Source organism: Rhizobium sp. Leaf371 (genome assembly GCF_001424045.1).
Classification (GTDB): Bacteria; Pseudomonadota; Alphaproteobacteria; order Rhizobiales; family Rhizobiaceae; genus Ferranicluibacter.
The window spans coordinates 712,347-738,278 of the sequence record NZ_LMQB01000001.1 but is presented as its reverse complement, the minus strand read 5'-3'; the positions used below and the strand labels follow the sequence as shown (position 1 = coordinate 738,278).

23 protein-coding genes are annotated in these 25,932 nt (G+C 66.0%); 3 read left to right on the top strand and 20 right to left on the bottom strand.

The features are described 5' to 3' along the window. The 3 genes from ASG39_RS03255 to ASG39_RS03245 form a co-directional block, all read right to left on the bottom strand. The gene (locus ASG39_RS03255; protein ID WP_062592733.1) at positions 1–945 is read right to left on the bottom strand and encodes a carbohydrate ABC transporter permease; all 945 of its coding nucleotides are present in this window, start codon (positions 943–945) and stop codon (positions 1–3) included. Continuing rightward, positions 938–1,864, bottom strand: a complete 927-nt coding sequence (locus ASG39_RS03250; protein WP_062592731.1) for a sugar ABC transporter permease — start codon at positions 1,862–1,864, stop codon at positions 938–940. The genes ASG39_RS03255 and ASG39_RS03250 overlap by 8 nt, the downstream gene beginning before the upstream one ends. Positions 1,865–2,061: 197 nt before the next feature. After that, complete coding sequence (locus ASG39_RS03245) at positions 2,062–3,297, bottom strand: ABC transporter substrate-binding protein (RefSeq protein WP_062592728.1); 1,236 nt, start codon at positions 3,295–3,297, stop codon at positions 2,062–2,064. 443 nt (positions 3,298–3,740) lie between these two features. Between ASG39_RS03245 and ASG39_RS03240 the strand changes: the two genes are divergently transcribed. Beyond that, positions 3,741–4,820, top strand: coding sequence for a LacI family transcriptional regulator (locus tag ASG39_RS03240; protein WP_082476878.1), 1,080 nt, complete (start codon positions 3,741–3,743; stop codon positions 4,818–4,820). Between the two features lie 101 nt (positions 4,821–4,921). Here ASG39_RS03240 and gndA read toward each other — a convergent pair whose 3' ends face one another. Then, positions 4,922–6,361, bottom strand: coding sequence for an NADP-dependent phosphogluconate dehydrogenase (gene gndA, locus ASG39_RS03235; RefSeq protein WP_062592727.1), 1,440 nt, complete (start codon positions 6,359–6,361; stop codon positions 4,922–4,924). 280 nt (positions 6,362–6,641) lie between these two features. Here gndA and ASG39_RS03230 point away from each other — a divergent pair, with 280 nt between their 5' ends. Further along, on the top strand, positions 6,642–7,043 hold the full coding sequence (locus tag ASG39_RS03230) for an SRPBCC family protein (protein ID WP_062592726.1): 402 nt from the start codon (positions 6,642–6,644) through the stop codon (positions 7,041–7,043). A 90-nt stretch (positions 7,044–7,133) separates the two neighbouring features. On the opposite strand, the gene ASG39_RS03225 is transcribed toward ASG39_RS03230, so the two are convergent. From ASG39_RS03225 to ASG39_RS03170, 12 genes are all read right to left on the bottom strand, one after another. Further along, complete coding sequence (locus ASG39_RS03225; protein ID WP_156467995.1) at positions 7,134–7,865, bottom strand: PAS domain-containing protein; 732 nt, start codon at positions 7,863–7,865, stop codon at positions 7,134–7,136. A 238-nt stretch (positions 7,866–8,103) separates the two neighbouring features. Beyond that, complete coding sequence (locus ASG39_RS03220; protein WP_156467994.1) at positions 8,104–9,072, bottom strand: lipid A biosynthesis lauroyl acyltransferase; 969 nt, start codon at positions 9,070–9,072, stop codon at positions 8,104–8,106. Continuing rightward, a complete protein-coding gene (locus ASG39_RS03215; protein WP_062592724.1) occupies positions 9,069–10,097 on the bottom strand; it encodes a zinc-binding dehydrogenase in 1,029 nt (342 codons plus the stop codon). Before ASG39_RS03215 ends, ASG39_RS03220 begins: the two co-directional genes overlap by 4 nt. 63 nt (positions 10,098–10,160) lie before the next feature. Further along, entirely contained in the window at positions 10,161–11,444 is a 1,284-nt protein-coding gene (locus tag ASG39_RS03210; RefSeq protein WP_062592722.1) for a beta-ketoacyl-ACP synthase, read from the bottom strand. Continuing rightward, positions 11,441–12,658 carry a beta-ketoacyl-ACP synthase gene (locus ASG39_RS03205; RefSeq protein WP_062592720.1) on the bottom strand — a complete coding sequence of 406 codons (1,218 nt, stop codon included), beginning with the start codon at positions 12,656–12,658 and terminating at the stop codon, positions 11,441–11,443. Before ASG39_RS03205 ends, ASG39_RS03210 begins: the two co-directional genes overlap by 4 nt. A gap of 4 nt (positions 12,659–12,662) precedes the next feature. Next, complete coding sequence (locus ASG39_RS03200) at positions 12,663–13,169, bottom strand: 3-hydroxyacyl-ACP dehydratase FabZ family protein (RefSeq protein ID WP_062592718.1); 507 nt, start codon at positions 13,167–13,169, stop codon at positions 12,663–12,665. Between the two features lie 238 nt (positions 13,170–13,407). Continuing rightward, positions 13,408–13,692: an acyl carrier protein gene (locus ASG39_RS03195; RefSeq protein ID WP_132532573.1), complete on the bottom strand. Its 285-nt coding sequence runs from the start codon at positions 13,690–13,692 to the stop codon at positions 13,408–13,410. A gap of 193 nt (positions 13,693–13,885) precedes the next feature. Then, entirely contained in the window at positions 13,886–14,860 is a 975-nt protein-coding gene (gene cbiB, locus ASG39_RS03190) for an adenosylcobinamide-phosphate synthase CbiB (protein ID WP_062592713.1), read from the bottom strand. Continuing rightward, positions 14,860–15,861 (bottom strand): threonine-phosphate decarboxylase CobD, encoded by a 1,002-nt coding sequence (cobD, locus tag ASG39_RS03185; protein ID WP_062592711.1) that lies wholly within the window; start codon positions 15,859–15,861, stop codon positions 14,860–14,862. Before cobD ends, cbiB begins: the two co-directional genes overlap by 1 nt. Next, entirely contained in the window at positions 15,858–17,192 is a 1,335-nt protein-coding gene (locus ASG39_RS03180; protein WP_062592709.1) for a cobyrinate a,c-diamide synthase, read from the bottom strand. Before ASG39_RS03180 ends, cobD begins: the two co-directional genes overlap by 4 nt. Next, positions 17,189–18,034, bottom strand: coding sequence for a uroporphyrinogen-III C-methyltransferase (gene cobA, locus ASG39_RS03175; RefSeq protein ID WP_062592708.1), 846 nt, complete (start codon positions 18,032–18,034; stop codon positions 17,189–17,191). The genes ASG39_RS03180 and cobA overlap by 4 nt, the downstream gene beginning before the upstream one ends. Then, positions 18,031–18,528: a cobalamin biosynthesis protein gene (locus ASG39_RS03170; RefSeq protein WP_156467993.1), complete on the bottom strand. Its 498-nt coding sequence runs from the start codon at positions 18,526–18,528 to the stop codon at positions 18,031–18,033. The genes cobA and ASG39_RS03170 overlap by 4 nt, the downstream gene beginning before the upstream one ends. A 445-nt stretch (positions 18,529–18,973) precedes the next feature. On the opposite strand from ASG39_RS03170, the gene ASG39_RS03165 reads away from it, so the two are divergent. Next, positions 18,974–19,759, top strand: a complete 786-nt coding sequence (locus ASG39_RS03165; RefSeq protein ID WP_062592706.1) for a TSUP family transporter — start codon at positions 18,974–18,976, stop codon at positions 19,757–19,759. 99 nt (positions 19,760–19,858) lie between these two features. Here ASG39_RS03165 and cobO read toward each other — a convergent pair whose 3' ends face one another. The 4 genes from cobO to cobU are packed head-to-tail and all read right to left on the bottom strand — an operon-like array spanning position 19,859 to position 25,909. After that, on the bottom strand, positions 19,859–20,488 hold the full coding sequence (cobO, locus tag ASG39_RS03160; RefSeq protein WP_062592704.1) for a cob(I)yrinic acid a,c-diamide adenosyltransferase: 630 nt from the start codon (positions 20,486–20,488) through the stop codon (positions 19,859–19,861). A gap of 17 nt (positions 20,489–20,505) precedes the next feature. Further along, positions 20,506–24,267: a cobaltochelatase subunit CobN gene (cobN, locus tag ASG39_RS03155; protein WP_062592702.1), complete on the bottom strand. Its 3,762-nt coding sequence runs from the start codon at positions 24,265–24,267 to the stop codon at positions 20,506–20,508. A 19-nt stretch (positions 24,268–24,286) separates the two neighbouring features. After that, positions 24,287–25,381 (bottom strand): cobalamin biosynthesis protein CobW, encoded by a 1,095-nt coding sequence (gene cobW / locus ASG39_RS03150; protein ID WP_062592700.1) that lies wholly within the window; start codon positions 25,379–25,381, stop codon positions 24,287–24,289. 3 nt (positions 25,382–25,384) lie between these two features. Further along, a complete protein-coding gene (cobU, locus tag ASG39_RS03145) occupies positions 25,385–25,909 on the bottom strand; it encodes a bifunctional adenosylcobinamide kinase/adenosylcobinamide-phosphate guanylyltransferase (protein ID WP_062592697.1) in 525 nt (174 codons plus the stop codon). Positions 25,910–25,932 lie beyond the last annotated feature (23 nt).

Below are 25,932 nucleotides of genomic sequence, written 5' to 3'. Positions count from 1 at the left end.
TCAGCCTTTCACGGCGCCGGCGGCGATGCCGCGCACGAACAGTCGCCCGGAGATGAAGTAGACGATGAGCGGCACCGCGCCGGTAAGCAGCGTTGCGGCCATGTTGACATTGTATTCCTTCACGCCCTGCACCGAATTGACAATGTTGTTGAGCTGGACGGTGATCGGATAGTATTCGGGCCGGGTGAACACGACGCCGAACAGGAAGTCGTTCCAGATGCCGGTGATCTGAAGGATCATCGCGACCACGAAGATCGGCAGCGACATCGGCAGCATGATCCGGAAATAGATCATCCAGAACCCGGCGCCGTCGATGCGGGCCGCCTTGAACAGTTCCTCCGGCAGCGAGACGAAATAGTTGCGGAAGAGCAGCGTCAGGATCGGCATGCCGAAGATGGAATGGACGATGATGAGGCCGCTCAGCGTGCCGTAGATGCCCATTTCGCGCAGGATGATGACGAGCGGGTAGATCATCACCTGATAGGGAATGAAGGCCCCGATGATCAGGATGATGAAGAACACCTCCGAACCCTTGAAGCGCCAGTTGGCGAGCGCATAGCCGTTGATCGAGGCAAGCGCGATCGAGGCGATGGTCGAGGGCACGGTGATGCGCACCGAATTCCAGAAGCCGCGCGACAGGCCGTCGCAATTCAGCCCCGTGCAGGCGCTCGACCAGGCTTTGACCCAAGGCTCGAAGGTGATCTCGACGGGGGGCGAGAAGATGTTGCCGAGCCGGATTTCCGGCATGCCCTTGAGCGAGGTCACGATCATCACGTAGAGCGGCAGCAGGTAATAGCAGGCAAAGACCAGCAGCGTGCCGTAGACCATGATGTTGGTGCCGGAGAAGGCACGCGCCGGACGCTTGCCGCGCGGACCGGCCGCCAGCTGTCGCTTGGACGCGTCGATGGCGACGGCCGTGGTGTTGAGGGAGGCGATATCAGCCACGCTTGCGTCCTCCGAATTCGAGATAGGCCCAGGGGATGATGATGATCGCGACGGTGAGCAGCATCATGGTGGAGGCGGCAAAGCCCTGGCCGAGATTCTGGGCCTGGAACATGTAGTCGTAGACGTATTTTGCCGGCACTTCGGAGGCGATGCCCGGACCGCCGCTCGTCTGCGCCACCACGAGGTCGTAGACCTTGACGATGCCGGAGGCGATGATCACGAGGGTGGTGATGAACACCGGGCGCATCATGGGGATGACGATGAAGAGGTAGGTCTTCCAGGCGGGAATGCCGTCGATCCGCGAGGCCTTCCAGATCTCCCCGTCGATGCCGCGCAATCCGGCGAGCATCAGGCACATGACGAGGCCCGTTCCCTGCCAGAGGGCGGCGATCAGGATGCCGTACATCACGAGGGCGGGATCGTAGAGCGGATCGAAGCGGAAGGAGGTCCAGCCGAGCGAGCGGATGACCGACTGGATGCCGAATTCCGGGTTCAGGATCCACTGCCAGACAAGGCCCGTGACGATGAAGGACAGAGCGAAGGGATAGAGAAAGATCGTGCGGAACGTGTTCTCGAAGCGGATCTTCTGGTCCATCAGCGCCGCCAGCAGGAAGCCGATGAGCAGGCTGAAGATCAGCGAGAAGATGCCGTAGATCCCCAGATTGATGATCGACATCGTCCAGCGCGGAGCGGCCCACAGGCGCTCGTACTGGTCGAAACCGACGAAGCTCATCCGCGGCAGCAGCCGGGAATTGGTAAACGAATAGAGCACCGTCCACAGCGTGCCACCTGCGAAGATGACGACCGCGGTCAGGATCATCGGGATCGACGCGATCTTGGCGCTCATATTGCGGAAATACTGGTTGGGCCGGGTGGATTTCCGGACCGGCGTGGCAACTGTCGTTGCTGGAACCGTCATCGGCAGGCGCCTCCTCTTGGCTCTCCCCGACAGGCAGAGCGCGACGAACATGGAGCAAGGGCGGGGCGGTCCCGGGCCTCATCGAGGTCCGGGCGCGGATGCCAAGCGTGATCTGCAGCGGGCATGCCGCCATCCCAGAGGACGGCGGCGACGGGGCGGCAAAGGCCGAAAGCCTTCACCCTCCCTTCGTCCCGCCTTTACTCGGCGGAGGCGATGATGCTGGCGAGGCGCTTCTGCCCGTCCTCGGGCGTCATGGTCGTGCTCGAGAAGAATTCGGAGAACAGGTCCTCCTTCTGCTTCTGGATGTCGGCCGAGAGAAGCTCGTCGGCGCTCTTGACCACATTGCCCTTGGCGAGGATGTCGATCCCCTTCTTCATGCAGTCATTGGTGGCCGACATATCGACGTCGCCACGAACCGGGAGCGAACCCTTCTTGAGGTTGAACGCGACCTGCGTCGCCGGATCGAGGATGGTCTTGGCGAGGACGCTCTGCGCCTCGGCCTTGGCTTCGTCCTTGAGCAGCGGGAAGTAGAACGCGTCGCCGCCGGTCGAGATCATGGCATTGACGCCGAGGCCCGGAAGGCAGGAATAGTCGGTGCCGGCCTTCTGGTTGGCGATCTGGAATTCGCCCTGCGCCCAGTCGCCCATGATCTGCCCGCCGGCCTTGCCGGTGATGACCAGATTGGTCGCCTGGTTCCAGTCCTGGACGTTCGAGCCCTTGGCCATGCGCCGCGCATCGTCGGCCGCCTTGAAGATCTTGGCCATATCCGGGCCGGTCAACGCCGCCTGGTCCTTGTCGCCATAGGCCTTGAGGTAGAAATCCTTGCCGCCGAGCGACAGGAGAAGCACATCGAACAGACCGGCGGACTGCCAGGCCTGACCGCCGAGCGCGAGCGGAACGATGCCGGCTTTCTCAAGCGCCGGGCCGGCCGCCACGAACTCGTCCCAGGTCTTGGGAACCTCGACGCCGGCCGTCTTGAAGGCCGCGTTGGAGAGCCACAGCCACTGCCAGGAGTGGATGTTGACGGGCGCGCAATAGATCTTGCCGTCGATCGTGCAGGCGTCGAGCAGGCTCGCGGGCCGGATGACCTCTTTCCACTTTTCGGCCGTCGCCACATCGGTCAGGTCGCGCATCAGGCCGGCCTGAACGAGCTCCTCGGCCTGACGGCCATGGTTGAACTGCGTGGCGCCCATCGGGTCGCCGCCGGTGATGCGGCTGATCATGATCGGACGCGCCGTGCCGCCCGAGCCGGCGATCGCGCCGTCCACCCATTTGTTGCCGGTGGCATCGAACGCCTTGGCCAGTTCCGCGACCGCCGCGGCCTCCCCGCCGGACGTCCACCAATGCGTCACCTCCAGATCGGTGGCATGAGCCGCACCCAGCGGCAGAACTACACTGGCAGCCAGAATTGCTGCGCGAAACCGTGTCATCATGAGTCTCCTCCCTCACTGTAACGTTGCCGTAAAAACCTAGCGGATGTCGGGAAAGCGCGCAACACGGCAGAGAGCAAATTTCTTGCGATCCACCAATTTCTACTTTAACGCGATCTATTCGCCCATGAGGAACCGCCCCTCCGACCCTTAGGTGCAGTGCACGATCCGCGCCTGAGGCAAAGAAGCCGTTGAAACGATGATGTCATTAGAATGACTGCCTAAAAGAACGTCTGACTGCCGCTCTGCAGTGCAGCAAACGGAAACGACGGGCGGACCGCTCGTGTGACGATTGCAACCGAGCGGGCGTCCCGTAAAATGAACATCGGATCAACTGTATCGTTGCAGATTTTTGGTGTAGGCACGACAGGAGCGAGTTTGGTCAAGCTGCATCGAAGTGGTAGGGATAGCCGGCTTCAAGGGCCGGAATGGAAGGGCAGGCAAGGATGGACGACACGAAACGAACCGGTGGTTCCGCGCCCGTAGCAGCCGAGACAGGCGCCCAGACCGGCAGTGCCCGCCCCGCATCGAGCCTGCCTGCCAACGATCGGCCGACGCTGAAGACGATCGCCTTCATGACGGGACTGGGTATCACCACCGTGTCGCGGGCGCTGAAGGATGCACCCGATATCGGCGCGGAAACCAAGGAGCGCGTCCGTCTCGTCGCGCGGCAGGTCGGCTACCAACCGAACCGCGCCGGCGTCCGGCTGCGGACCGGCAAGACCAATGTCATCAGCCTCGTCCTGTCGCTGGAAGAGGAGATCATGGGCCTGACCAGCCCGATCGTCGTCGGCATCTCCGAGGTGCTGGCGGCCACGCCCTACCATCTCGTGGTCACGCCCTACAGCCCCTCGCGGGACGCCCTCGCCCCGGTTCGCTACGTGCTGGACACGGGCGCGGCCGACGGCGTCATCATTTCGCGCACCGAGCCGAAGGACGCGCGCGTTGCGCTGATGCTGGAGCGCAACTTCCCCTTCGCCACGCATGGGCGCACCGAGATGGGGCTGGCACACCCCTATCACGACTATGACAATGAGGGCTTTGCCTATGCGGCGGTGCGGACGCTGGTGGAGCGCGGTCGCCGTCGGCTGACCCTACTGCAGCCGCCGCCCCACCTCACCTTCCACCGGCACATGCGCCATGGCTTCGAACGCGCGGTCCGCGACTTCGGCGTCGAGACCGTCCCGTTCGACGATGTCGATATCGATCACTCGCTGATCGATATCCGCGCCGCCTTCGAAACGCTGTTGCGCGGCGGCGTCGTGCCGGATGGCATCGTCTCGGGAAGCGGCGCCGGAACGATCGCCCTGATCGCCGCGATCGAGGCAACCGGCCGCAAGATCGGACAGGATCTCGATGTCGTCTCGAAGGTGCCGAGCGACTTTCTCGGCTGGCTGCGCCCCGAGGTGATCACCATGAAGGAGGACATCCGCCATGCCGGCCATGAACTCGCCAAGGCCGTTCTCGCCCGCATCGCCGGGAAACCGGCGGAAGAGCTGCAGAGCCTGAGCGGCGTCGACAGATAGGCCGGCGCTTCGTCAGCCTCGGATCGAGAGAAACCAGAACAGAAAGGGCCGCGCGAGAATGTCGCGCGGCCCTTTTGTTCGTGGAGACGCAGATCGCCGGCTTACGAGCGTTCGGCGACGAGGCCGCTGCCCCAGGGGCCGTGATGCGAATCCTTGCCGTCGGTGCGGTCATAGCCATGGGCGCCGAAATAGTCGCGCTGGGCCTGGATCATGTTCGCCGTGCCGCGGGCGCGACGATAGCTGTCGAAATAGCCGAGCGCCGAGGCGAGTGCCGGAACCGGAAGGCCGCCGAGCACCGCCGTGGAGACGACGCGACGCAGCGGGCCGTCGGTTTCCTTGACCATGGCCGCGAAGGCCGGGGTGACGATGAGGTTTGCGGCATCCGGCGATTCGGTAAACGCCTTGGTGATCTCGTCGAGGAACTGCGAGCGGATGATGCAGCCGGCACGCCAGATGCGGGCGATGGTCGGCATCGGCAGGTTCCAGCCGAACTCGCGCGACGCTGCCGCCATGACGGCGAAGCCCTGCGCATAGGCGCCGATCTTGGCCGCAAGCAGCGCGTTTTCGAGATCGGCCAGGAAGGCCGCCTTGTCGCCGATCGACAGCGGCGGCACGTCCGGCAGTCCGAGAATTTTTTCGGCAGCCTCGCGTTCGGCCTTCATCGACGACAGGCTGCGGGCGGCAACGGCGGCTTCGATGCCTGTGGCCGGCACGCCCATGTTCTGCGCCTCGATCACCGACCACTTGCCGGTGCCCTTCTGGCCGGCCTTGTCGAGAATGACATCGACCAGCGGACCGGAGCCGAGCTGGTCGCCGGCGCGCAGGACGATCTCGGAGATCTCGATCAGGAAGGAGTTGAGTCGGCCCTTGTTCCAGGTCGCAAAGACCTCGGCGATCTCGGCGGCGCTCATCTTCAGGCCGTCGCGCAGGATACCGTAGATCTCCGCGATCATCTGCATATCGGCATATTCGATGCCGTTATGGATCGTCTTGACGAAATGACCCGCACCGTTCTCGCCGAGCCAGGCAACGCAGGGATCGCCTTCGTAGCGCGCGGCGATCGAGGTCAAAACCTTCTCGACGCGCTTCCAGCTTTCCTCCAGACCGCCGACCATGATCGAGGGACCATGGCGCGCGCCTTCCTCGCCACCGGACACGCCCATGCCGATGAAGGTCAGGCCGCTGTCCTTCAGCGTGTCGAAGCGGCGCATCGTGTCGCGGAAATTGGCGTTGCCGGCATCGATCATGATGTCGTGCGCTTCCAGATGCGGCTTCAGGATTTCCATCTGCTGATCGACGGCATCGCCGGCCTTGATCATGATGATGATCGGCCGCGGCGGCTTGATCGCCGCAACGAAGTCCTCGATCGTTTCGCAGGGGATGATGCGATCCTTCAGATCGCCGGCCTCTTCGTAAAATTCTCTCGTGCGCTCCACCGTGCGGTTGAACACCGCGATCGTGTTGCCCTTTTCGGCAATGTTGAGCGCGAGGTTGGACCCCATGACGCCGAGCCCGATGAGGCCGATTTCCGCCTGTGCCACGTGTATGCCTCCGTTAGATCCTGGAACGCGGGGATGCCGGTGTCCGGCAGGCGCTCCATCCATGTGCCCTACCCGCAATGCCGACCGTCGCAGCCGGTTGCCCGATGGGTGAACGCCGCAAGTTTTGGCACCGGAAAGACGGAACCACAAGACATTGTTGAAGTCGCAAGCTACATTTCCGGCGCGACGCCGGGAGAGCGGCGGACGATCGGCAAGCCTGCGAAGACGGCCTCGGCCTGCGCCGGCGCGCAGGCGCATCGGGCCCTGGAGGAGAGCGGAAATGATCCGGAACGTTCAAACGGTCGATGTGGTCATCGCGCGCGACGCGGCTGCGGTCTATGCCTATGCAAGCCAGCCGGAGACCATGCCGCTCTGGGCCTCGGGGCTTGCAAGCGGCTTGCAACCGGCCGGCGATCACTGGATCGCGACCGGCCCTCTCGGCACGGCGAAGATCTTTTTCACCCCGACCAACAGCCTCGGCGTCATGGACCACACGGTGGTGCTGGAGACGGGCGAGACAACCTACAACGCTTTCCGCGTAACGCCGAACGGTGAAGGTGCGGTGGTCGTGTTTACTGTTCTGCAGCAGCCGGGCACCGACGCGCAGAGCTTTCGGCGCGATGTGGAATGGGTCCGCAAGGACCTGATGCAGCTCAAGCACATTCTGGAACCCGGTCTTTAACTCGGGCCCGTCGGGGATCCGGATTCGGCGTTTGACGACGCTCCGTGACGCAAGGCGCGCGGCTTCAGACTGCCGGTTCCCGCCGCGGCGTCAGGCTGCCGCCTCGGCTGCGACCGTGCGGCGGCGGTTGGCCAGTTCCTGATAGACGACGATGGCGCCGATGATCTCGCCCGCATCGCAACGGGCCGGCGTCATGCGGGAGCGGATCACGATCGTTCGCCCGTTCACCTCACGGGCATAGGTGGTGTCCACGATCTCGCCGCGGAAACAGCGCTCGAGACGCGGCTTCAGACTGTCCTCGAAGAATGGCTGCTGATCGGAACGCTCGACCACCGGCCGGCCGACGAGAGACAGGACCTTCGAATCGACCGCCCGCGCATGCAACGCATTCGTGTAGAGATAGCGGTAGTCGGTCGTGATGACGAAGACGTGGTCGGGAAGGCTGTCGAGGACATCCTCGTCCAAAGACGGCTCCTGCGCCTTTTCGGGCGGCGGCGAATCGCAGGTCAGGGAGATGCCCGGATCGCGGATCCGGAATCGCCCCGTTTCCGCCTCGACGAAGTAGCGCTCGGCAAGCCGGGACAAGGTATTGCTGTGCCGGATCACATGGGCGCGGTCGTCGGCTTCCTGCCGCAGGAGATCCAGAAGAAAGTCGAATTGAAGCCGGGCTTCCTCGGCGCTCCTGGCCTGCTTGTTCTCGATGGCCTTGACCAACGGTTTGATTTCACGATCGAGCCCGTCGATCAGCAAAGCATCGCCCTGGTCAACAGCCTCATACAGCTTGGAGTATTTCATCCAGAATAAATCGATCAGCGTCCTCACGCGTCATCTCCATATTCAAGCGTGCCCGGTAAGGGACTGTCGTCTCTCTGCAAGGGCATGAATCAGCATGTCTCATCAATTGCTCGAACCAGTGGGATACGACTTTACACCCGCGGCGACGCCTTTCAACCGATCCCTTACAGTATCGTGAATTTCACATGCCTTTTTTAGAGAGGACACACGCGCTCTGGCCGTTCCTGCACGTTTTTCGGGAGGAGGTCGAGGGACGCTCGCTTCGCTACATTTTCGTCTTGGTCTCGCGGGCAACTCTGCGCTTCACGTGCCAGCGATCATGGTACCAGAGCCATTGGCCGGGATATTCCCGCACCCAGCGCTCCACCGTGTCGTTGAGCAGCTGCGCCGTCGCCTCGACATCGACGCTGCCGCCTTCCTTGCGGGGAATGGTCACGGCGGGCTCGATCTCCAGGCGAAAGCGATTGCCGGGAAGCCGGATGCAGCGGGCGGGATAGACCTCGCAGCCGAACTGCCGAACGAGCTTGGCCAGAAGCGGATTGGTCTTCACCGGCTGCCCGAAGAAGGTCGTCTCCAGACCCTTGCGGAACTTCTGATCGACCAGCACACCGATCCCGTGTCCCTCGTCCAGCTTGCGGGCCAGGGTGAAGGATGAGCCCGCGTGAGAGGGCACGAGCGTTCCCATGCGCTTGGCACGAAACTCGAAGACCTTCTTGGCCATGGTCGCATTGTTCGGCGGGCGGAAGAGGACGGTGACATCCAGGCCGAAGGCCGAGCCCGCCACCGGCAGCATCTCGAAGCTGCCCGTATGGGCGGTAAAAACGATGAAGGGGCGCGGATTGTCGCGCAGATCAAGGAAGATCGGCGCACCGACCACCTCGACGCGGCCGGGCGCGCCGCGTGTCGGATCATAATCGAACAACCGGTCGAGAAAGACATATTCTGCAGCGAGCCGGCCGATCGACCCCCAGCTTTCGAGCGCGATCGCCTGGATCTCGTCGTCGCTCTTTTCCGGATAGGCGGCCCGCAGATTGGCGAGCGTCAGCAGATGCCGGCCGCGCATGAAGCGCGGTCCGGCGAACCGCGAGACGCGATCCATAAGGTTTAGCGCCGTATCCGCCGGCAGCAGCTTCAAAAGCATCAGCGGCAGGAAGGCGAGTTGCGCGACGATCCAGTCCTGGGCGTGCCGGGCAAACAGCACGAGCCGCGTGATCAGGCTGCGCACGGCGGTCAATCCAGCCGCAGGACGATCTTGCCGAACACCTGGCGACCCTCCATGCGCTCCAGCGCGCGGTCGATGTTTTCGAAGGTCACTTCCGTATCGATGACGGGATGAACGAGACCGCGCGCCATCTTTTGCATGGCATCGGCCATGTTCTCCATCCGGCAGCCGAACGAGCCGATGAGCTTCAGCTGCTGCTGGAAGAGCATCATCAGGTTCATGTCGGCCGAAACGCCCGAGGTGGAGCCGCAGGTGACGAGCCGCCCGCCCCGCTTCATGCAGAGCATGGAGCCGGCCCAGGTGTCCTTGCCGACATGCTCGAACACGACATCGACGCCCTTCTTCTTCGTCAGCTTGCGCACGACGCCTTCAAAACGGTCGGTGCGGTAGTTGATGACGTGATCGGCACCGAGCGCCTTGGCCTTCTCGATCTTGTCGTCGGAGCCGACCGTGGTGATGACGGTGCAGCCGATCTTCTTGGCAAGCTGGATCGCCGCCGAGCCGATGCCGGAACCGCCGGCATGGACGAGGATCGTCTCGCCCGGCTCGAGCTTCGCATTGTCGAACAGCATATGCTCCACCGTCCCGAAGGTCACGGGCGCGAGCGCCGCCGCAACCGCATCGATGCCGGGCGGTGCCGGCACGAGAAGGCGGGCGGGAAGATTGACCTTCTCCTGCGCAAAACCGTCGAGGTGGAAGCCGTGAACGCCGCTCACATGTTCGCAGAGATTGTCGCGACCTTCGCGGCACGGGCGGCAGAGGCCGCAGGTTCGGGCGCCGTAGATCGACACCAGCTGTCCGGGAAGAACGTTGGCGACGCCCGGCCCGATCGTCTCCACGACGCCTGCCGCTTCCGCACCGATGACGAGCGGCATCTTGCGCTTGGCAAAGGCCATGCCGCGCCAGCCCCAGACGTCGATGTGATTGAGCGCGACGGCCTTGACGCGCAGCGTCACCTCGCCGGGGCCCGGTGCGTCCGGCTCCGGCAGGTCGGTGACTTCAAGCTTCCGGTCGTCGATCAGTTGCAGCGCGCGCATGGTCTTTTCCTTATCGTTTCCGCGGGTTCGTCTGTCGTCTTCATGCGTGTCAATATCAGGGCGTCAGGCAGGTTCGGCCGTCATGACCAGGCTGGCATTCTGCCCGCCGAAGCCGAAGGAGTTGGACAGCACAGCCGTCACCTGCGCATCGCGCTTGACGTTCGGCACCACATCCAGGGCAATGGCCGGATCGGGGTTCTGATAGTTGATGGTCGGCGGCAGCGTGCCGGTGAGGATGGTCTGCAGCGAGAACACCGCCTCGACGGCACCCGCCGCCGTCAGCGTGTGGCCGATCATCGACTTGTTCGAGGACACCGGGATACGGGCGAGCCCTTCGCCGAAGACGGCCGACATCGCGCCATATTCCATCTTGTCGTTTTCCGGCGTGGACGTGCCATGCGCGTTGACATAGCCGACATCGCTTTCGGCAATGCCGGCATCGGCCAGCGCCGCGCGGATCGACGCGATCGCCGGGCCGCCATCCGGCGAGGACCGGGTGCGGTGGAAGAGATCGGCCTTTTCGCCGCAACCCTTGAGGATGCCGAGAATCTTGGCACCGCGCGCGATGGCGGCTTCGAGCGATTCGAGCACGAGGGTCGCCGCACCCTCGGCGATGACGAAGCCGTCGCGGTCGCGCGTGAACGGCTTGGAGGCCTTCTCGGGCGGATCGTTCTGGGTGGAGAGCGCCGAGAGCAGCGAGAAGCGGATCAGCGCTTCCGCGCTCACCGACCCGTCGGTCGCCACCGTCAGCGCGCGCGTGGTGCGGCCCTGGCGGATGGCCTCGACGCCGAGCTGGATGGCGGTGGCGCCCGAGGCGCAGGCGGTGGACAGCGTCACCGGCAGCCCGCGCGTGCCGAACCGGTCGGACAGGCGCTCGGAAATCGCACCGAAGAGTGCAGCTTCGTAGAACACCGGATCGGCCTTGTCGCGCATGGCGGCGAGGAAGCGGTTATAGGCATCGGCCGGCTTTTCGGACGGGGGCGAACGGTCGGCGAGCGCGAAGCGGGCGCTCCATTCCGGCTCGATCGGCGGCGCGGCGAGAAACAGCGGGCCATCGAAATCGCCGGAGATCCCGGCCTGCGCCAGCGCTTCGAGCGTCGTTTCGCGCGCCATGGCATAGGAGCGCTCGACCGAGTTCTCGTTGGGCACGTCGATAAAATCGACCGTACCGCAGATCCGCGTCGACAGGCCGTCGGTCGGGAAGCGGGTAATGTTGTGGATGCCGGACACGCCGCCGGTGAGCGCGGCCCAGTTGTCCTGCAGTCCCTGTCCGAGCGAGGTGATGACGCCCATGCCGGTGACGGCGATCAGCGGGCGGCCGAGATGGTCCTGATAGGCATTGGTCATGACGAAAGCTCCTCTGCACCGGTTCCGGCATGCGCTGACAGCACGGCGACCCCCTCGCCGCGGCCATGGCCGAGCGTCGTGACGATCGCATGCTTCGGCGCGCGGGTCATGGGCGGCTCGGACGGATCGAACGGCGGCACGACGGCGCCGGCATCGAGCGCAAGCGCCGCCAGCGCGAGGCCGAGCGGAAACTGCGCCTCGATCCCATGCCCGACGGCGCCGCTATAACCGCGCACGGGCGCATCGGGAAACCGCTTTTCAAGCCACGTCCGCTCCTGCGCAGCGAGGGCCGCAAGGCCGCTTGCGCCGGAGAACACGACGGTATCCTCGGCCGGCGCTGCCGCGCTCAACTGGTCGAGCCGCGCCTCCAGCCGTCCGCCGTCGCGCTGGCCGCGGTCGCCGCCGACGGCATCGATCGTCGCATAGATATGCGCGCCGCGGGCCTCCGCATGGTCGCGCGATTCGAGCACCAGGAAGGCGCCGATGGACCCCAGAATGATGCCGCCGCCCTCGCCTTCACCGCGCGACCAGAGCGGATGCCAGGGACCGGTCGCATGGGCCTGCAGGGCTTCCACGAGCAGGATGATATCGAGCCGCTCGGCCGAAAGGGCGCCGCCCACCAGCGTGTGGCTGGACTGGCCGGCCTTGATGCGGGCAAAGGCGGTTTCGACGGCGGAGATACCGGCCGCTTCCTCGCCCATGAAGGTGCGCGACGAACCGGTGACCTTGTGAACGATCGAGATATTGCCGGCCATGAGATTGGAGAGCTGCGCGAGGAACAGCGTCGGACGCAGTTCGGTCGTCAGCTTCTCGTTGAGCAGATGTTCGCGGTCGTTGCGCTTGAGGCCCTCGTCCACGATCAGACTGTCGACCGCAATGTCGCGCTCGCCGCCGCCGGCCGCGACGATCATGTCCATCGTGCCACAGGCCTCCGCATCGTCCTTGAGGCCGGCATCGTCGAGCGCAAGTCCGGCGCTGAAGACGCCGAGGCGCTGCCAGTTCTCCATCTGCCGCTGATCGCCGCGCTTGGCGATCTGGGCCGACCAGTCGATGGCCGGCAGCGGATGCACCGGGTAGGGCGCGAAGCGCTCCGTCTCCACCACGACCGCCGGTGGTTCCCCCGCCGTCAGCATGGCGATATGCGGCGCGACACCCACGCCCTGGCTGGTGACGATCCCCACCCCGGTGATCACGACGTCGTTGGCGGCCTTCATGCGGTCACTCCTGAGACAATTCTGGGGGCAATTCCGGAGAACCCCGGGCGGCCAGCGCCGCCATGAGCCCGACCTCTTCCGCCCGCTTGCGGACGATCGGCGCAAGCGGCACCTGATCGAAGGGGACGGTGCGCAGCTTCAGCTGGGCATCCGCGATGCGCTTGCCGGCCGACGAGATCTTCGCCTTCGTCACCGCAAAGCCCGAGCCGTCATGTTCGAGCACCACATCGATGTCGAGCACGGCTTCCGGCTCCACGAAGGAGCGCATCTTCGCACCATCGACCGTCATCAGGAACGGCATGGCGGCGAAATCGGTGACGGCGAGCACGAGGAAGCCGGACGCCTGCGCCATCGTTTCGATGAGGAGGACGCCGGGGACCAGCGGATAGCCCGGGAAATGCCCCTCGAACACGGGGCTTTGCGTCGGCACGACGGAGCGGGCGCGCAGCGTCTTCGCCGTCATGTCGACGGTCTCGACGCGGTCGATCATCTGGAAATATTCAAGCAGCATAACACATCATCCGCTTACCACCTCCAAGCCTGCGAGGAGCGACCCCGAACCAGAAAGCCCGGAACGGGCGATCTGCAACAGGAAACCTCGACGGGCGGCCCAACACGCGACAGGACCGGTGACGGCGGCACCCGGACATTGCGTTCGAGGCCGTCAGGTAGAAACGGCGATGCCGCCTGTCAAGCGCGCAAGAGCGGCGTCGGGCGGCATCGCGGAACGGGAGCAGGTGAAAGGCCGATCAGGCCTTGGCAGCGCGCAGTTCGTCGATCTTGGCGCAGAGGTTCTTCAGGACGAAGTATTCCTCCGTCGAGGCCTTGCCTTCGTTCACGTCCTGCGTCCACTTTTCCAGCGGAATCTTGATGCCGAATTCCTTGTCGATCGCAAAGACGATGTCGAGAAAATCCAGGCTGTCGATGCCGAGATCGTCGATCGTGTGGCTTTCCGGCGTGATCGTCTCGCGATCGATCTCACTGGTCTCTGCAATGATGTCGGCGACCTTGTCGAATGTGGCTGTCACGCGCAAACCTCTTTGTGTGGCAAGTTTTGCCGAAGCTATAGGGTAACTGCGCAGGAAAAGCCAATGGCCTTGCGGCGGTGCGGGGATTTTTGCGCCGTCCTGTTGCCGAAAGGACCGCGTTGCAGCATCGGCGGGCATCGAACGGCGATGACCCTGTGGATGCGCGTCCTTCCCGCGGGCCGATCGGCGGATGCGGGCTCTACAGAAAAAGCCGGCAGAGTGCGGCGACGAGCACGAGGCCGAGCGCCTGCGTGCAGGCGGAATGGAAGACGCCGACGCCCCGCACGATATCGCCGGCGGTGGCCACCGGACGGCCGGCCGCATTCATCATCGGCTCCTCGACCCGTGCGCCGGCATAGAGACGGGGTCCGGCAAGCCGCAGATTGAGAGCCCCGGCCATCGCCGCTTCCGGCCAGCCGGAATTGGGCGAGCGGTGCAGGCCCTGATCACGCAGCGCGACGGACAGCGCGTTCCGCCCTGCCCCGCGTCCGAGCCGCCACCAGGCACCGCCGGCGATCAGCAGCATCGAGAGCCGGGCGGCCGGCAGATTGGCGACATCGTCGAGCCGCGCCGAGGCCCAGCCGAAATGGAGATAGCGCTCGGTCTTGTGGCCGATCATCGAATCGGCCGTGTTCAGCATCTTGTAGGCCAGAAGCCCGGGCAGCCCGCAGATCGCATACCAGACGAGCGGCGCCACGACGCCGTCCGAAAAGTTCTCGGCCAGGCTCTCGATCGCCGCCCGGCAGACGCCGGCCTCGTCCAGGCTCTGCGGATCGCGCCCGACGATCATCGAGACTGCCCGTCGCCCGCCGGCAAGCCCGCCTTCCCGCAACCCCGCCGCCACCCGCAGGACGTGATCCGACAGGCTTTTCTGGGCGAGGAAGACGGCAACGATCAGGGCTTCGAGCGCCGCACCGACGAGACCGAGCCGCGACAAGGCGATATGGATGACCACCCCGATCACAGCCGACAGGAGGAGAAGGCCGGAGATGGCCACCACGCCGCGAAACCGGCCTTGCGAGGGCGTGAGATCCGGCCGGTTCAGCCGGCGCTCGCAGAACCCGATCGCCATGCCGAACAGAACGACGGGATGCGGCAGGCGGCGCCACAGCCCATCGGGATCGCCGACGATACGGTCGATGAGAAGGCCAGCCGTGAGGATGACGAGGCGCATCAGGCCGCGGCCTTCAAGAGCGCGGAAAGAAGCCGCCGGTCGGATGCCGGATCGGGCGTGAGGCCCAGCCGCAGCCACTGCGGCGCGTAATCGAAGCTGCGGGTGAGGATATGCTGCTCGCAGAGCGCATGCTGCAGGGCGGCGCCGTCGCGAACCGCGATGAGCGAGAAGAGGTGTGTGCCGCCGATCGTGCGGAGGCCCGCGCCCGACAAAGCGCTCTCCAGACCCACTTTCCGCTCCGCGATGCGCGATCGAAGACCGTCGAGATCGCCCTGGAAAAGCGGCGCGGCGACGGCGAGCGCCGGCCCGGAGACGGCCCAGGGGCCAAGCGCGGTCGCCAGGGTCTCCAGCACGGCGGGCACGGCCATGACAAAGCCGAGCCGGATGCCGGCATGACCGAAGAGCTTGCCGAAGGAGCGGAAGACGACGAGGCCGGGATGCACGAAGGCCTCGGCCGCGACGCTGTTTGCGAAAACCTCGTCGCCGAAGGCCTCGTCCACGACCAGCCGCCCGCCTTGCGCCGCCATGCGGTCGGCGAGATCGAGCAAGGTCTGTCGCGGCAATAGGCGGCCGGTCGGGTTGTTCGGATTGACGACGACGGCGAGGCCGTGATCGGGTCGAATGTCGTGCGGATCGGAGACCGGATCGACGCCGAGACCCGAAAGCGACAACACCCGCCGATATTCGCCATAGGTCGGGCCGAGGATGGCGACAGGACGGCCCGGCGTGGCGAATGCCGGCAGTTGCTGGATGACGGACTGCGTTCCGGGAACCGCGAGCGGACGATGGTGCCCGGTGCCGTAGAAGCGCCCAGCGGCGGCCTCTGCGCGTTGCACGAGGTCGGCATCCGGCAGGCGATGCCAGACGGCGGCGGAAATCTCCGGCAAGGGCGGTGGGCAGGGATTGATGCCGGTGGAGAGATCGAGCCAGTCCGCAGCCGCGCCGCCATAGCGCGCCATGGCGCGCGACAGACCGCCGCCATGCTGGATCGGCGCCGTCATGCCGGCACCGCGCAGATGTCGGGCGCGCGATCGATGAGGTGCATGAAAGAGCCCGAGACCGAGCCGACGCGCAGGCCCGCAGTGCCGAGCGAGGTGCCCGCGGCATCCTCCACCGCAAAGAGCGGTGCGGCATCGCCTTCCGACACGATCGTCGCATAGTGAAACTCATGCGCCATCATCGGCCGGAAAAAGCCGGTCTCGTCCAGCGGCCGGACGCGGCGATAGCCGAGATGCCGGCGCCGCTCGGCAAAGCTCGTGGTGAGCGGGAGAAGGCCGAGCATGGCATGGCGCGTCCCCGCGGCATCGATCATCCCCTCGCCGAGCGTCATATAGCCGCCGCATTCGCCGAAGATCCGCGCGTGCCGGTCCGCTGCGGCCTGCATGCCGCTGCGAAAGGTGGACGCTGCAGCGAGCCGGCCCGCATGAAGCTCGGGATAGCCGCCGGGAAGATAGACCGCGTCGCACTCCTCGGCCGGCGCCTCGTCGGCAAGCGGCGAGAAGAAGGACAAGTGCGCACCGGAGGCATGCCAGCCGGCAAGCAGGTGCGCATAGGCAAAGGCGAAGGCGACGTCGCGCGCAATGGCGATCCGGGCACCGAGCGGATCCATGGCCGCAATTTGCCCGTGGACCGGCCCGTGGACCAACCGGGCGGGATGCGCCTCGGCGCCCAAGGCCACGAGCGCGTCGAGATCGCACCCCGCCTCGACGGCATCGGCGGCGTGCTCGATGAAGCGATCGAGACCGCCATGCTCGCCGGCCTGCACGAGGCCGAGATGCCGCTCCGGCAAGGCAAGGGCGGGATCGCGGCCGATGGTGCCGAGCACCGGCATGTCGATGCCCGCCAGCGCGCCGCGCAGCATGGCCTCATGCTTGGGGCTGCCGACCTTGTTGAGAATGACGCCGGCGAGCCGCACATCGGGGCGAAACCGCGCATAGCCGGAGACGAGGGCCGCGACCGACTGCGCCATCCGGCCGCAATCGACCACGAGAACCACGGGCAGGCCGAGCGCTGCGGCAAGATCGGCCGGCGCGCCGGTGCCGTCCATCGCCGCGTCGAACAGCCCCATCATCGCCTCGATGACGAGCAGCCGGCCATTGCGCCGCCCCTGCGCGGCCTGTGCATCGAGCAAGGCGGAGCGCATGGCCCAGGGATCGTAATTGACGCAGGCGATGCCGCAGGCGGCCGTGTGGAAGGCGGGATCGATATAGTCCGGCCCCGCCTTCCCCGGCGACACGGCAACGCCGCGCCGGCGGAGGGCGCGCAACAGGCCGAGCGTGATCGTGGTCTTGCCGGAGCCGGAGGACGGGGCGGCGATGAGGATGCCGCTCATGCTTCCTGTGCCTTTGCAGCGACATCGGCCGGCGCGGCGGCGATATCGGCCTGCGCAGCGGCGGCGCCGAGCCAGTCGAGAACGGGTCGCAGACGCACGACCTCGCCGAGCACGACGATGACGGGCGGCAAGATGCCCGCCGCGGCCGCATCGTCCGCCGCCTGCCCCAGGGTCGTTTCGAGGACGGACTGACGCGTCGTCGCGGCATTGCTGACGAAGGCCAGCGGCTCGTCCGGCGCGCGGCCGGCGGCCAGCAGATTGGCGGTGATCTCGCGGATATGCTTCATCGCCATATACATGACGATGACCGGCGAGCCCTTGGCGACGCTCGCCCAATCGACCCGATCCGGCACGAGACCGGAGGAATCATGACCGGTGAGGAAGGTGACGACATGGGTCAGGTCGCGGTGGGTGACCGGAATGCCGGCATAAGCGAGCCCGCCGATGCCGGCGGTGATCCCGGGCACGACGCGGAAGGGAATGCCGTGCTCGACCAGAACCAGCGCCTCCTCGCCGCCCCGGCCGAAGACGAAGGGATCGCCGCCCTTCAGCCGCAGGACCCGCTTGCCCTCCTGTGCGAGCACGACGAGGCGGAGCGAAATGTCGCGCTGCTTCGGCGACGGCTTGCCGCCGCGCTTGCCGGCAAACTCCAGCACGGCACCGGGCCGCGCCAGCGACAGGCAGGCGGCATCGACCAACGCATCGTGCACGATCACATCCGCCTGACGCAGCGCATTGACCGCATGCAGCGTCAGCAGCCCGGGATCGCCGGGACCGGCACCGACGAGCCAGACCGCACCCGGCGCCATCACCGGCAGGCCTTCGAACAGGGCATCGCTCATCCCGCCAACTCCAGAACGGGAGACGATGATTCACTCTCTGAAGATGCGAGCATAACGGTCGAAGACATCGTCGCAAGCGGTTGATTCGATTCGACGTCCACCACGGCGGCCGTGACCCGGCCGGATGTGCGCTTCGCCACCACCAGACGGCCTCCGGCCTCTGCGGCGGCGAGCGCAGAGGCTTCGGCGACGCCGTGGCACCCCGTCAGGCGAAAGATCGCGGCCGAGGGCGTGGCGATCCGCGGCGTTTCCCTCTCCAGCCGGGCAGCCGCGAAGGTGAGAAGCGGGACGGCGAAATGCGCGGCAAGGGCGAGAAGGGCGGGCTCGGCGGCACGCGCATCGAGCGACGCGACGGCGCGGAGCGGAAGCGCGGGATAACCGGCCTCGGACAGGACGGCCTGCGCAAGATCGAGGACCTCGGCGGCGGCGGTACCCGGTCGGCAGCCAAGGCCGAGAACGAGCCCGCGCTCCATCGTATCACCGCTCATCGTCATCGCGCGCGCTCCACTGCGAACCGCCCATTCCCGCAGATGAGGGCAAGGCAGGTCGCGTTTCAGATCCTGCAACCGGACGGCGGTCGGGGACGACACCGCAGGCAGCAGACGCGCAGACGCCGGGGGGCCGGAGATGTCTCTCCGGTCGAGGCCTCGACAGCTCCGGCATGAGCCCCCGATCAGGGTCGGCCGCACCGGACGCGTTTTCAGCCCGAACCGGGCGCCGTCGCATTGGGATCTCTTACAAGAGATTTGCGCGGACCGGAATTGCTTATGGAGACCCTGTCGCAGAATCATCATGACGAGCGAACAGCGCGATGCGCCCGCCTGGAGAACGCTCGCAAAGCCATTGCCGCCCGAGAACACTTTCCTTTGGCGGCCGGCTCTGCCAAAGAGCGGGCCATCTTCAAACATTCCGCTGCCGGCGCCACGGCGAGGGTCCATCGTGCACGATCTCGCGCTTCATCTGCTTCTCTTCCTCTTCGTGGCGGCCTTCATCGCCGGCTTCATCGACAGCATCGCCGGCGGCGGCGGCATGATCACCGTGCCGGCCATGCTACTGGCCGGCCTGCCGCCGCTCGAAACGCTCGGCACCAACAAGCTGCAGTCGCTGTTCGGCTCGGGCTCGGCGAGCCTTGCCTATGCCAGGGCCGGGCATGTGGACCTGAAAAGCCAGCTGCCGATGGCGCTCCTGTCGCTTGCCGGCGGCGCGATCGGCGCCGTGGTGGCGACCGTGGTTCCCGGCGACGTGCTACGCGCCGTGCTCCCCTTCCTGCTGATCGGCATCGCGCTCTATTTCGCGCTGAAGCCGAACGTGGCCGATCTGGATCGCACCCAGCGCATCACGCCCTTCGTCTTCGGCCTGACCGTCGTTCCCGCCATCGGCTTCTACGACGGCATTTTCGGCCCCGGCACCGGCTCCTTCTTCATGCTGGCCTTCATCGCCCTTGCCGGCTTCGGCGTGCTGAAGGCGACGGCGCATACCAAGCTCCTGAATTTCGGCTCCAATATCGGCGGCTTCCTCGTGCTCGCCGGCTATGGCGTCGTGCTGTGGAAGGTCGGGCTGATGATGGGTGTCGGTCAGTTCGCCGGCGCGCAGGTCGGCTCGCGCTTCGCCATGAAGCGCGGCGCGACGATCATCAAGCCGCTGCTGGTGATCACCTGCATCGCGCTGGCCATCCGCCTGCTCGCCGATCCCGCAAATCCCGTCCGTGTCTGGCTAGGGTTCTGAAGCGCGTCGCGATCTTTCAGAGTCGCTCCTTGCGCTTCAGCTCCTGATCTTGCGCATGTCGTCATCGCAAAACCGCTGCGCACTTTTGCGCGACATGCGTCAGTATTCCACCCCCACCTGCGCCTTGATGCCGGAGCGGAACGGATGCTTGACCAGCTCCATCTCCGTCACGAGATCGGCGATCTCGATCAGTTCCTCGCGGGCATTGCGGCCGGTCAGCACCACATGGGTCATCGGCGGCTTTTCTTCGGTAAGGAACCGCACGACCTCGTGGATGTCGATGTAATCGTAGCGCAGCGCGATGTTGATCTCGTCCAGCAGCACCATCGAATTGGCGGGGTCGCGGATGAGCTCTTTCGAGGTCTCCCACGCCTTCTGCGCCATCGCGACATCGCGGGCGCGGTCCTGCGTTTCCCAGGTAAAACCTTCGCCGAGCGTATAGAACCGGCAAAGGTGCTGGAAATGCGTTTCGATCAGCGTGCGCTCGCCGGTTTCCCAGCCGCCCTTGATGTACTGCACGACGGCGGACGGCATGCCATGGGCGATGTGGCGGAAGATCATGCCGAAGCCGGCCGTGGTCTTGCCCTTGCCCTTGCCGGTATGGACCATGATGAGGCCCTTGCCGTCGGTCTTCGTCGCCATGATCTTTTCGCGCGCCACCTTCTTCTTCGCCATCTTCATGGCATGGCGCTCCAGATCGACCTCGCTTACCGGTGTGTCCTCGGTCATATCGTCCCCCTGAAAGTTCAAGACGCCCTGAGCGTCAGGCTGTTTGAAAGCTCGAAGCGCGCCGAGTTCGAGCGCGGCTGCCAGTAGCCTCGGTCGATCGCCTCGGTCAGCCGCGCCCGCAGATCCCGCAAGGCATGGCCGTTCGCCGCCTCCAGGAAGGCGCGCACCGCATCGTCGAGCACGAAGGCCTGGTAGACCGCCTCGAAATGCTGGCTGCGGACGGCGCCTGTGGTGGCGGCGAAGGCGAAGAGATAATCGACGGTCGCCGCCATCTCGAAGGCGCCCTTGTAGCCGTGGCGCATCATGCCGGCGATCCATTTCGGATTGACCACCCGGCCGTGCACGACGCGGCCGATCTCCTCCTCGAGCGAGCGGATGACCGGCTTTTCCGGCCGGGAATGATCGTTGTGATAGATGACCGGGCGCGTGCCCGAGAGATGCTCGACGGCCGCGCTCATGCCGCCCTCGAACTGATAGTAGTCGTCGCTGTCGAGGAGATCGTGTTCGCGATTGTCCTGATTCTGCACCACCGCCTGCACGCCGGCGAGACGCGTTTCCAGAACGCCGCGCGCCTCGCGACCCTCCGCATGCGCGCCATAGGCATAGCCGCCCCAGGTGAGATAGGCATCGGCAAGCTCGGCGCGCTCCGCTCCGCCCTTCTCGTCCATCAGCGCCTGGAGGCCGGCACCATAGGAGCCGGGCTTGGAGCCGAAGACGCGGTAGGAAGCGCGGCGTTCGGCCTCCGCAGCGCTCAGCCCCTTGTCGCGCCAGTCCGCGCTTTCGCGGCGGATGCGGGCGGCGATCGCATTGTCCTCGTCGTCCTCCTCCAGCGCGCCGATGGCCCGCACCGCGCTGTCGAACAGGGCGATCTGCTCGGGGAAGGCATCGCGGAAGAAACCGGAGACACGCAGCGTGACATCGACGCGCGGGCGGCCGAGAAGCGCCGGCGAGACGATCTCGTAACCCGTGACCCGCCGCGACATCGGGTCCCAGAGCGGCCTCGCGCCGATGAGGGCGAGCGCCTGGGCGATATCGTCGCCGCCGGTGCGCATGTTCGAGGTGCCCCAGGCGGTGAGGCCGAGCGCGGTCGGCCATTCGCCATGATCCTGAAGGTAGCGACGGATGAGCAGATCGGCCGATTTCTTGCCGAGTTCGAAGGCGGCCGGCGTCGGCACGGCACGGCTGTCGACGGAATAGAAATTGCGCCCGGTCGGCAACACATCCGGCCGCCCGCGCGTCGGCGCGCCGGACGGCCCGGGGGCGACGAAGCGCCCGTCGAGGCCGGCGAGAAGGCCCGCGATTTCCGCCGGTCCGCAGGCGACGAGCGAGGGTTTCAGCTGCGTCTCGATGGCGTCCAGAACCAGGCACGTGGCACTCCAGTCATCGGGACAGGCGATTTCGCCATCGACGAATTTTGCCGCGAGAAGCTCGATACGCTCGACCGTGTCGCCTTCGCTGCGCCATGGATCGTCGCTGACGGCCAGCAAAAGAGGCGGGCGCGGCCCCTGCCAGAGCGTCGCCGGGGCGCAGTCGAGCGGATCGAACGCCGCGCTCTCGGCACCCTCCCCGTTGACGAGCCCGCAATCGCGCGCGATCGCCCGCTGCAGGCTGGCATCCCCACCCTCGCCGCTGCCGCGCGGCACGCGGGCGAGCGCCAGCGTCAGGTCGGTCAGAAGCCGCCCCTCCGGCGAGACCCCGAAGACGTGGAGACCGTCGCGGATCTGCATTTCCTTCAGGTCGCAGAGATAGGCGTCGAGCTTCTGCAGCGCTGCATCCTCGCCATCCGTCTCGGCAATGCCGGCATCCGCATCGAGCCCGATATCGCGCACGAGGTGCAGGATCTGGTTCGACAGGAGCCGCAAGCGCCGCGGATCGCCGCCGGCGGCGTCATAATATTCATCGACCAGGCCTTCGAGATCGCGCAGCGCGCCGTAAGTCTCGGCCCGGGTCAGCGGCGGGGTCAGATGGTCGATGATGACGGCGGAGGTCCGGCGCTTGGCCTGCGTGCCCTCGCCGGGATCGTTGACGATGAAGGGATAGAGATGCGGCAGCGGGCCGAAGACGGCCTCGGGATAGCAGGTTTCCGACAGCGCCAGCGCCTTGCCCGGCAGCCATTCGAGATTTCCGTGCTTGCCCATATGGATCACGGCGTGCGCACCGAAGGATCGGCGCAGGAAGGCGTAGAAGGCGAGATAGCCATGCGGCGGCACGAGGTCCGGCGAATGGTAGGTCTCCTTCGGGTCGATCTGGTAGCCGCGCGCCGGCTGGATGCCGATCAGAACGCCGCCGAGACGGGCGAGCGGCAGCGCGAAACGGTCGCCATCGGCGTAAGGGTCGCGCGACGGATCGCCCCAGCGTGCGGTGACCTCCGCTTGAATCCGTTCGGGAAGCGTTGCGAAGAACGCATTGTAATCGTTGAACGACAGCGTTTCGCGGATGTGGCGCCCGTCGCGTGCGGCATTGGTCGGGCCGGCCATCAGATGCCGGATCAGCGCATCGCCATCGGCAGGCACATCGCGCACAGGATAGCCGGCCGCAGCCATCGCGCGCAGCACCTCGATCGTCCCGGCGGGCGTATCCAGCCCGACGCCGTTTCCAAGCCGCCCGTCCCGGTTCGGGTAATTGGCGAGCACGATGGCGACGTTTCGTCCGGACGGAGGCGTGTGGTGCAGGCGCGCCCAGTTGGCCGCGAGTTTCGCGACGAAGGCCACCCTGTCGGCCAGCGGCGCGTGGCCGACGATGTTGGTCTCGACCGCCTCGTCATAGATCGCGGCCGCCTTGAACGAGACGGCGCGGGAGAGAATGCGCCCGTCCACCTCGGGCAGCGCGACGTTCATCGCGAGATCGCGCGCCATCAGGCCTTGCGACGAGGCCTCCCAGGCCTGCCGCGTCGAGGCGGAGAACAGCACCTGGATGACCGGCGCACCGCCGGCATCGAGCACGGTGCCCTTGTGATCACCGCCCGGCGCGGACACCGCAAAGCTGGTGGCGTTGAGGACGACATCGGGCTTGAACCGCGCGAAGATCGCCTCGACGGTGCCGACCGAGAGCTTGTCCTTCAGGCTCGAGACGAAGACCGGCAGCGCCCGCATGCCCTCGGCGGCGAGCGCCTCGACCAGGGCAGCGACTGGCCGGGTCTCGCCGGACTGGACGAGCGCGCGATAGAAGCAGAGCGCCACGATCGGCTGCTCGCCCCCGTGCGTGCGCCCCCAGTCGTCCGCGCCGATGATGCCTTCGTCCGGCGACCAGAGGCCTGCTCGCAGCAGAGGCGTTGCCGCGGCCGGCCGCTCGCGCGCATCGATGACGGCTTCGGCGTAGGCCAGAAACCGCTGCATGTTCTCCGGCCCGCCTTCGGTGAAATAGCCAAGCATCTCCGCCCGGTCCTCGGCCGACACGGTGGAATAGGCGTCGAGCGCCGGATCCGGCTTGTCGTAACCCGGGAGGACTGCGATTTTTGCGCGATGGGTAACGGCCGTGGCGTGGAGGGCCTCCAGCACATATTGGAAATAGGAGGCGCCGCCGAGCGCCCGCACGACGATCAGCTTCGCATGCCGCGCCGTGCGCTCGACATAGGTATCGACCGACATCGGATGTTTCAGCGACAGGAGGCTCGCCGCCCGCACGGTCCGCCCGCTGGACGCGGCTTTGCAGGCCGCGGCGATGGAGGAGAGCTCCGTATCGGCCGCGGACAGAAACAGGATCTCGCCCGGCGTCTGTCCGAGGTCGATGGCCTCGTCCCCGTCCGAGATCGTGCCTTTCTGCGCAAGAAGAAGATGCATCCGCCGCCGGTCCCGCCTGCTATGCCGCTGCCGCGACGATGGCCGTGCGGACGGCCGCCTCGTCCAGATGATCGAGCCCGATGACGACGAGGCGCGTGCGCCGCGCTTCGCCGGCCGCCCAGGCACGGTCGAAATAGGGGTCGATCCGCGTTCCCACGGCCTGGATCAGGAGGCGCATCGGCTTGCCGGGAACATCGGCAAAACCCTTCAGCCGCAGCACGTCGTGTGCGGCGACGACCTCCTTCAGCTTGGCCACGAAGCCGGTGGGATCGGCGATGGGGCCGAGCTCGACGACGAAGCTCGAAAACTCGTCATGATCGTGCGCCTCGCCGGCCGCGTGCTCCATCTCGTGATGGGACTTGCGATTGGCGATGTCGTCTTCGGTGCCGACGCCGAGGCCGAGCAGCACGGAGGCTGGCACGGCGCCATTGGCGGCCTCGATCATCCTCGGCTTGCGCGTGGTGCGCGCGGCGACCTCGCGGCGGACGGTTTCGAGACCGGCGGCATCGAGCAGGTCCGTCTTGTTGAGAACGATGAGATCGGCTGCGGTCAGCTGGTCCTCGAACAGTTCCTCGATCGGGCTCTCATGGTCGAGATTGTCGTCCTCGGCGCGCGCGGCATCCACCCTGTCGTGATCGTCGGCAAAACGCCCGGCGGCGACGGCCGCGCTGTCCACCACCGTGATCACGCCGTCCACCGTCACCTGCGTGCGGATATCGGGCCAGTTGAATGCGGCGATCAGCGGCTGCGGCAAAGCGAGACCCGACGTCTCGATGACGATATGGTCCGGGCGGCCCTCACGCTCCAGAAGGCGCGTCATGGTGGGGATGAAATCGTCGGCAACGGTGCAGCAGATGCAGCCATTGGTGAGCTCGATGATATCGTCCTCGCGGCAGGCTTCGGCCCCGCAGCCCTTCAGGACGTCGCCATCGACGCCGAGATCGCCGAACTCGTTGATGATCAGCGCGATCCGCCGGCCGTCGGCGTTTTCCAGAATGTTGCGGATCAGCGTCGTCTTGCCCGCACCCAGAAATCCGGTGATGACGGTTGCGGGGATCTTGGCGCCCGATGGTTTCCGGTCGCCGGCTTTGGAAGCCGGATGAGAATCTGTCATGGTTCAGCCTTTCATCTTGAGCGGCAATCCTGCCGCCACGAAATAGACGTCGCGCGCTTCGGCCGCGACCTGTTGGTGGAGCCGGCCGGCATGATCGCGGAAGTCGCGCGCCATGCGGTTGTCGGGGACGATCCCGAGGCCCACCTCGTTGGAAACGAAGATGACGGAGGCGCGGAGCGCGGGAAGGCTCGCGACAAGGCGCGCCGATTCCGCGGCGACATCGCGCTCGTCCAGCATAAGATTGGTGAGCCACAGCGTCAGGCAATCGACCAGCACGACGCAGCCGACCGCATCGATGGCCGCGAGCTGGCCGACGAGATCGACCGGTTCCTCATGCGTCGTCCAGAGATCGCCGCGCGACATCCGGTGCGTGTCGATCCGCGTGCGCATCTCGTCGTCGAAGGCGCGGCCGGTGGCGATGTAATGCCGCACCAGACCGGTTTCCGCGGCCAGGCGCTCGGCAAAGTTCGACTTGCCGGAGCGTGCGCCACCGAGCACGAGCGTGGTACCGTGAAGGGGAGATGTCATGATCGCGCGGCTATCCCGCTGAT

Coding starts and splice junctions, on each gene's coding strand:
- ASG39_RS03250 (WP_062592731.1), bottom strand. CDS start 1,864: ATGACGGTTCCAGCAACGACAGTTGCCACGCCGGTCCGGAAATCCACC.
- ASG39_RS03245 (WP_062592728.1), bottom strand. CDS start 3,297: ATGATGACACGGTTTCGCGCAGCAATTCTGGCTGCCAGTGTAGTTCTG.
- ASG39_RS03240 (WP_082476878.1), top strand. CDS start 3,741: ATGGACGACACGAAACGAACCGGTGGTTCCGCGCCCGTAGCAGCCGAG.
- ASG39_RS03230 (WP_062592726.1), top strand. CDS start 6,642: ATGATCCGGAACGTTCAAACGGTCGATGTGGTCATCGCGCGCGACGCG.
- ASG39_RS03215 (WP_062592724.1), bottom strand. CDS start 10,097: ATGCGCGCGCTGCAACTGATCGACGACCGGAAGCTTGAAGTCACCGAC.
- ASG39_RS03210 (WP_062592722.1), bottom strand. CDS start 11,444: ATGACCAATGCCTATCAGGACCATCTCGGCCGCCCGCTGATCGCCGTC.
- ASG39_RS03205 (WP_062592720.1), bottom strand. CDS start 12,658: ATGAAGGCCGCCAACGACGTCGTGATCACCGGGGTGGGGATCGTCACC.
- ASG39_RS03200 (WP_062592718.1), bottom strand. CDS start 13,169: ATGCTGCTTGAATATTTCCAGATGATCGACCGCGTCGAGACCGTCGAC.
- cbiB (WP_062592713.1), bottom strand. CDS start 14,860: ATGCGCCTCGTCATCCTCACGGCTGGCCTTCTCATCGACCGTATCGTC.
- cobD (WP_062592711.1), bottom strand. CDS start 15,861: ATGACGGCGCCGATCCAGCATGGCGGCGGTCTGTCGCGCGCCATGGCG.
- ASG39_RS03180 (WP_062592709.1), bottom strand. CDS start 17,192: ATGAGCGGCATCCTCATCGCCGCCCCGTCCTCCGGCTCCGGCAAGACC.
- cobA (WP_062592708.1), bottom strand. CDS start 18,034: ATGAGCGATGCCCTGTTCGAAGGCCTGCCGGTGATGGCGCCGGGTGCG.
- ASG39_RS03170 (WP_156467993.1), bottom strand. CDS start 18,528: ATGACGATGAGCGGTGATACGATGGAGCGCGGGCTCGTTCTCGGCCTT.
- cobO (WP_062592704.1), bottom strand. CDS start 20,488: ATGACCGAGGACACACCGGTAAGCGAGGTCGATCTGGAGCGCCATGCC.
- cobN (WP_062592702.1), bottom strand. CDS start 24,267: ATGCATCTTCTTCTTGCGCAGAAAGGCACGATCTCGGACGGGGACGAG.
- cobW (WP_062592700.1), bottom strand. CDS start 25,381: ATGACAGATTCTCATCCGGCTTCCAAAGCCGGCGACCGGAAACCATCG.
- cobU (WP_062592697.1), bottom strand. CDS start 25,909: ATGACATCTCCCCTTCACGGTACCACGCTCGTGCTCGGTGGCGCACGC.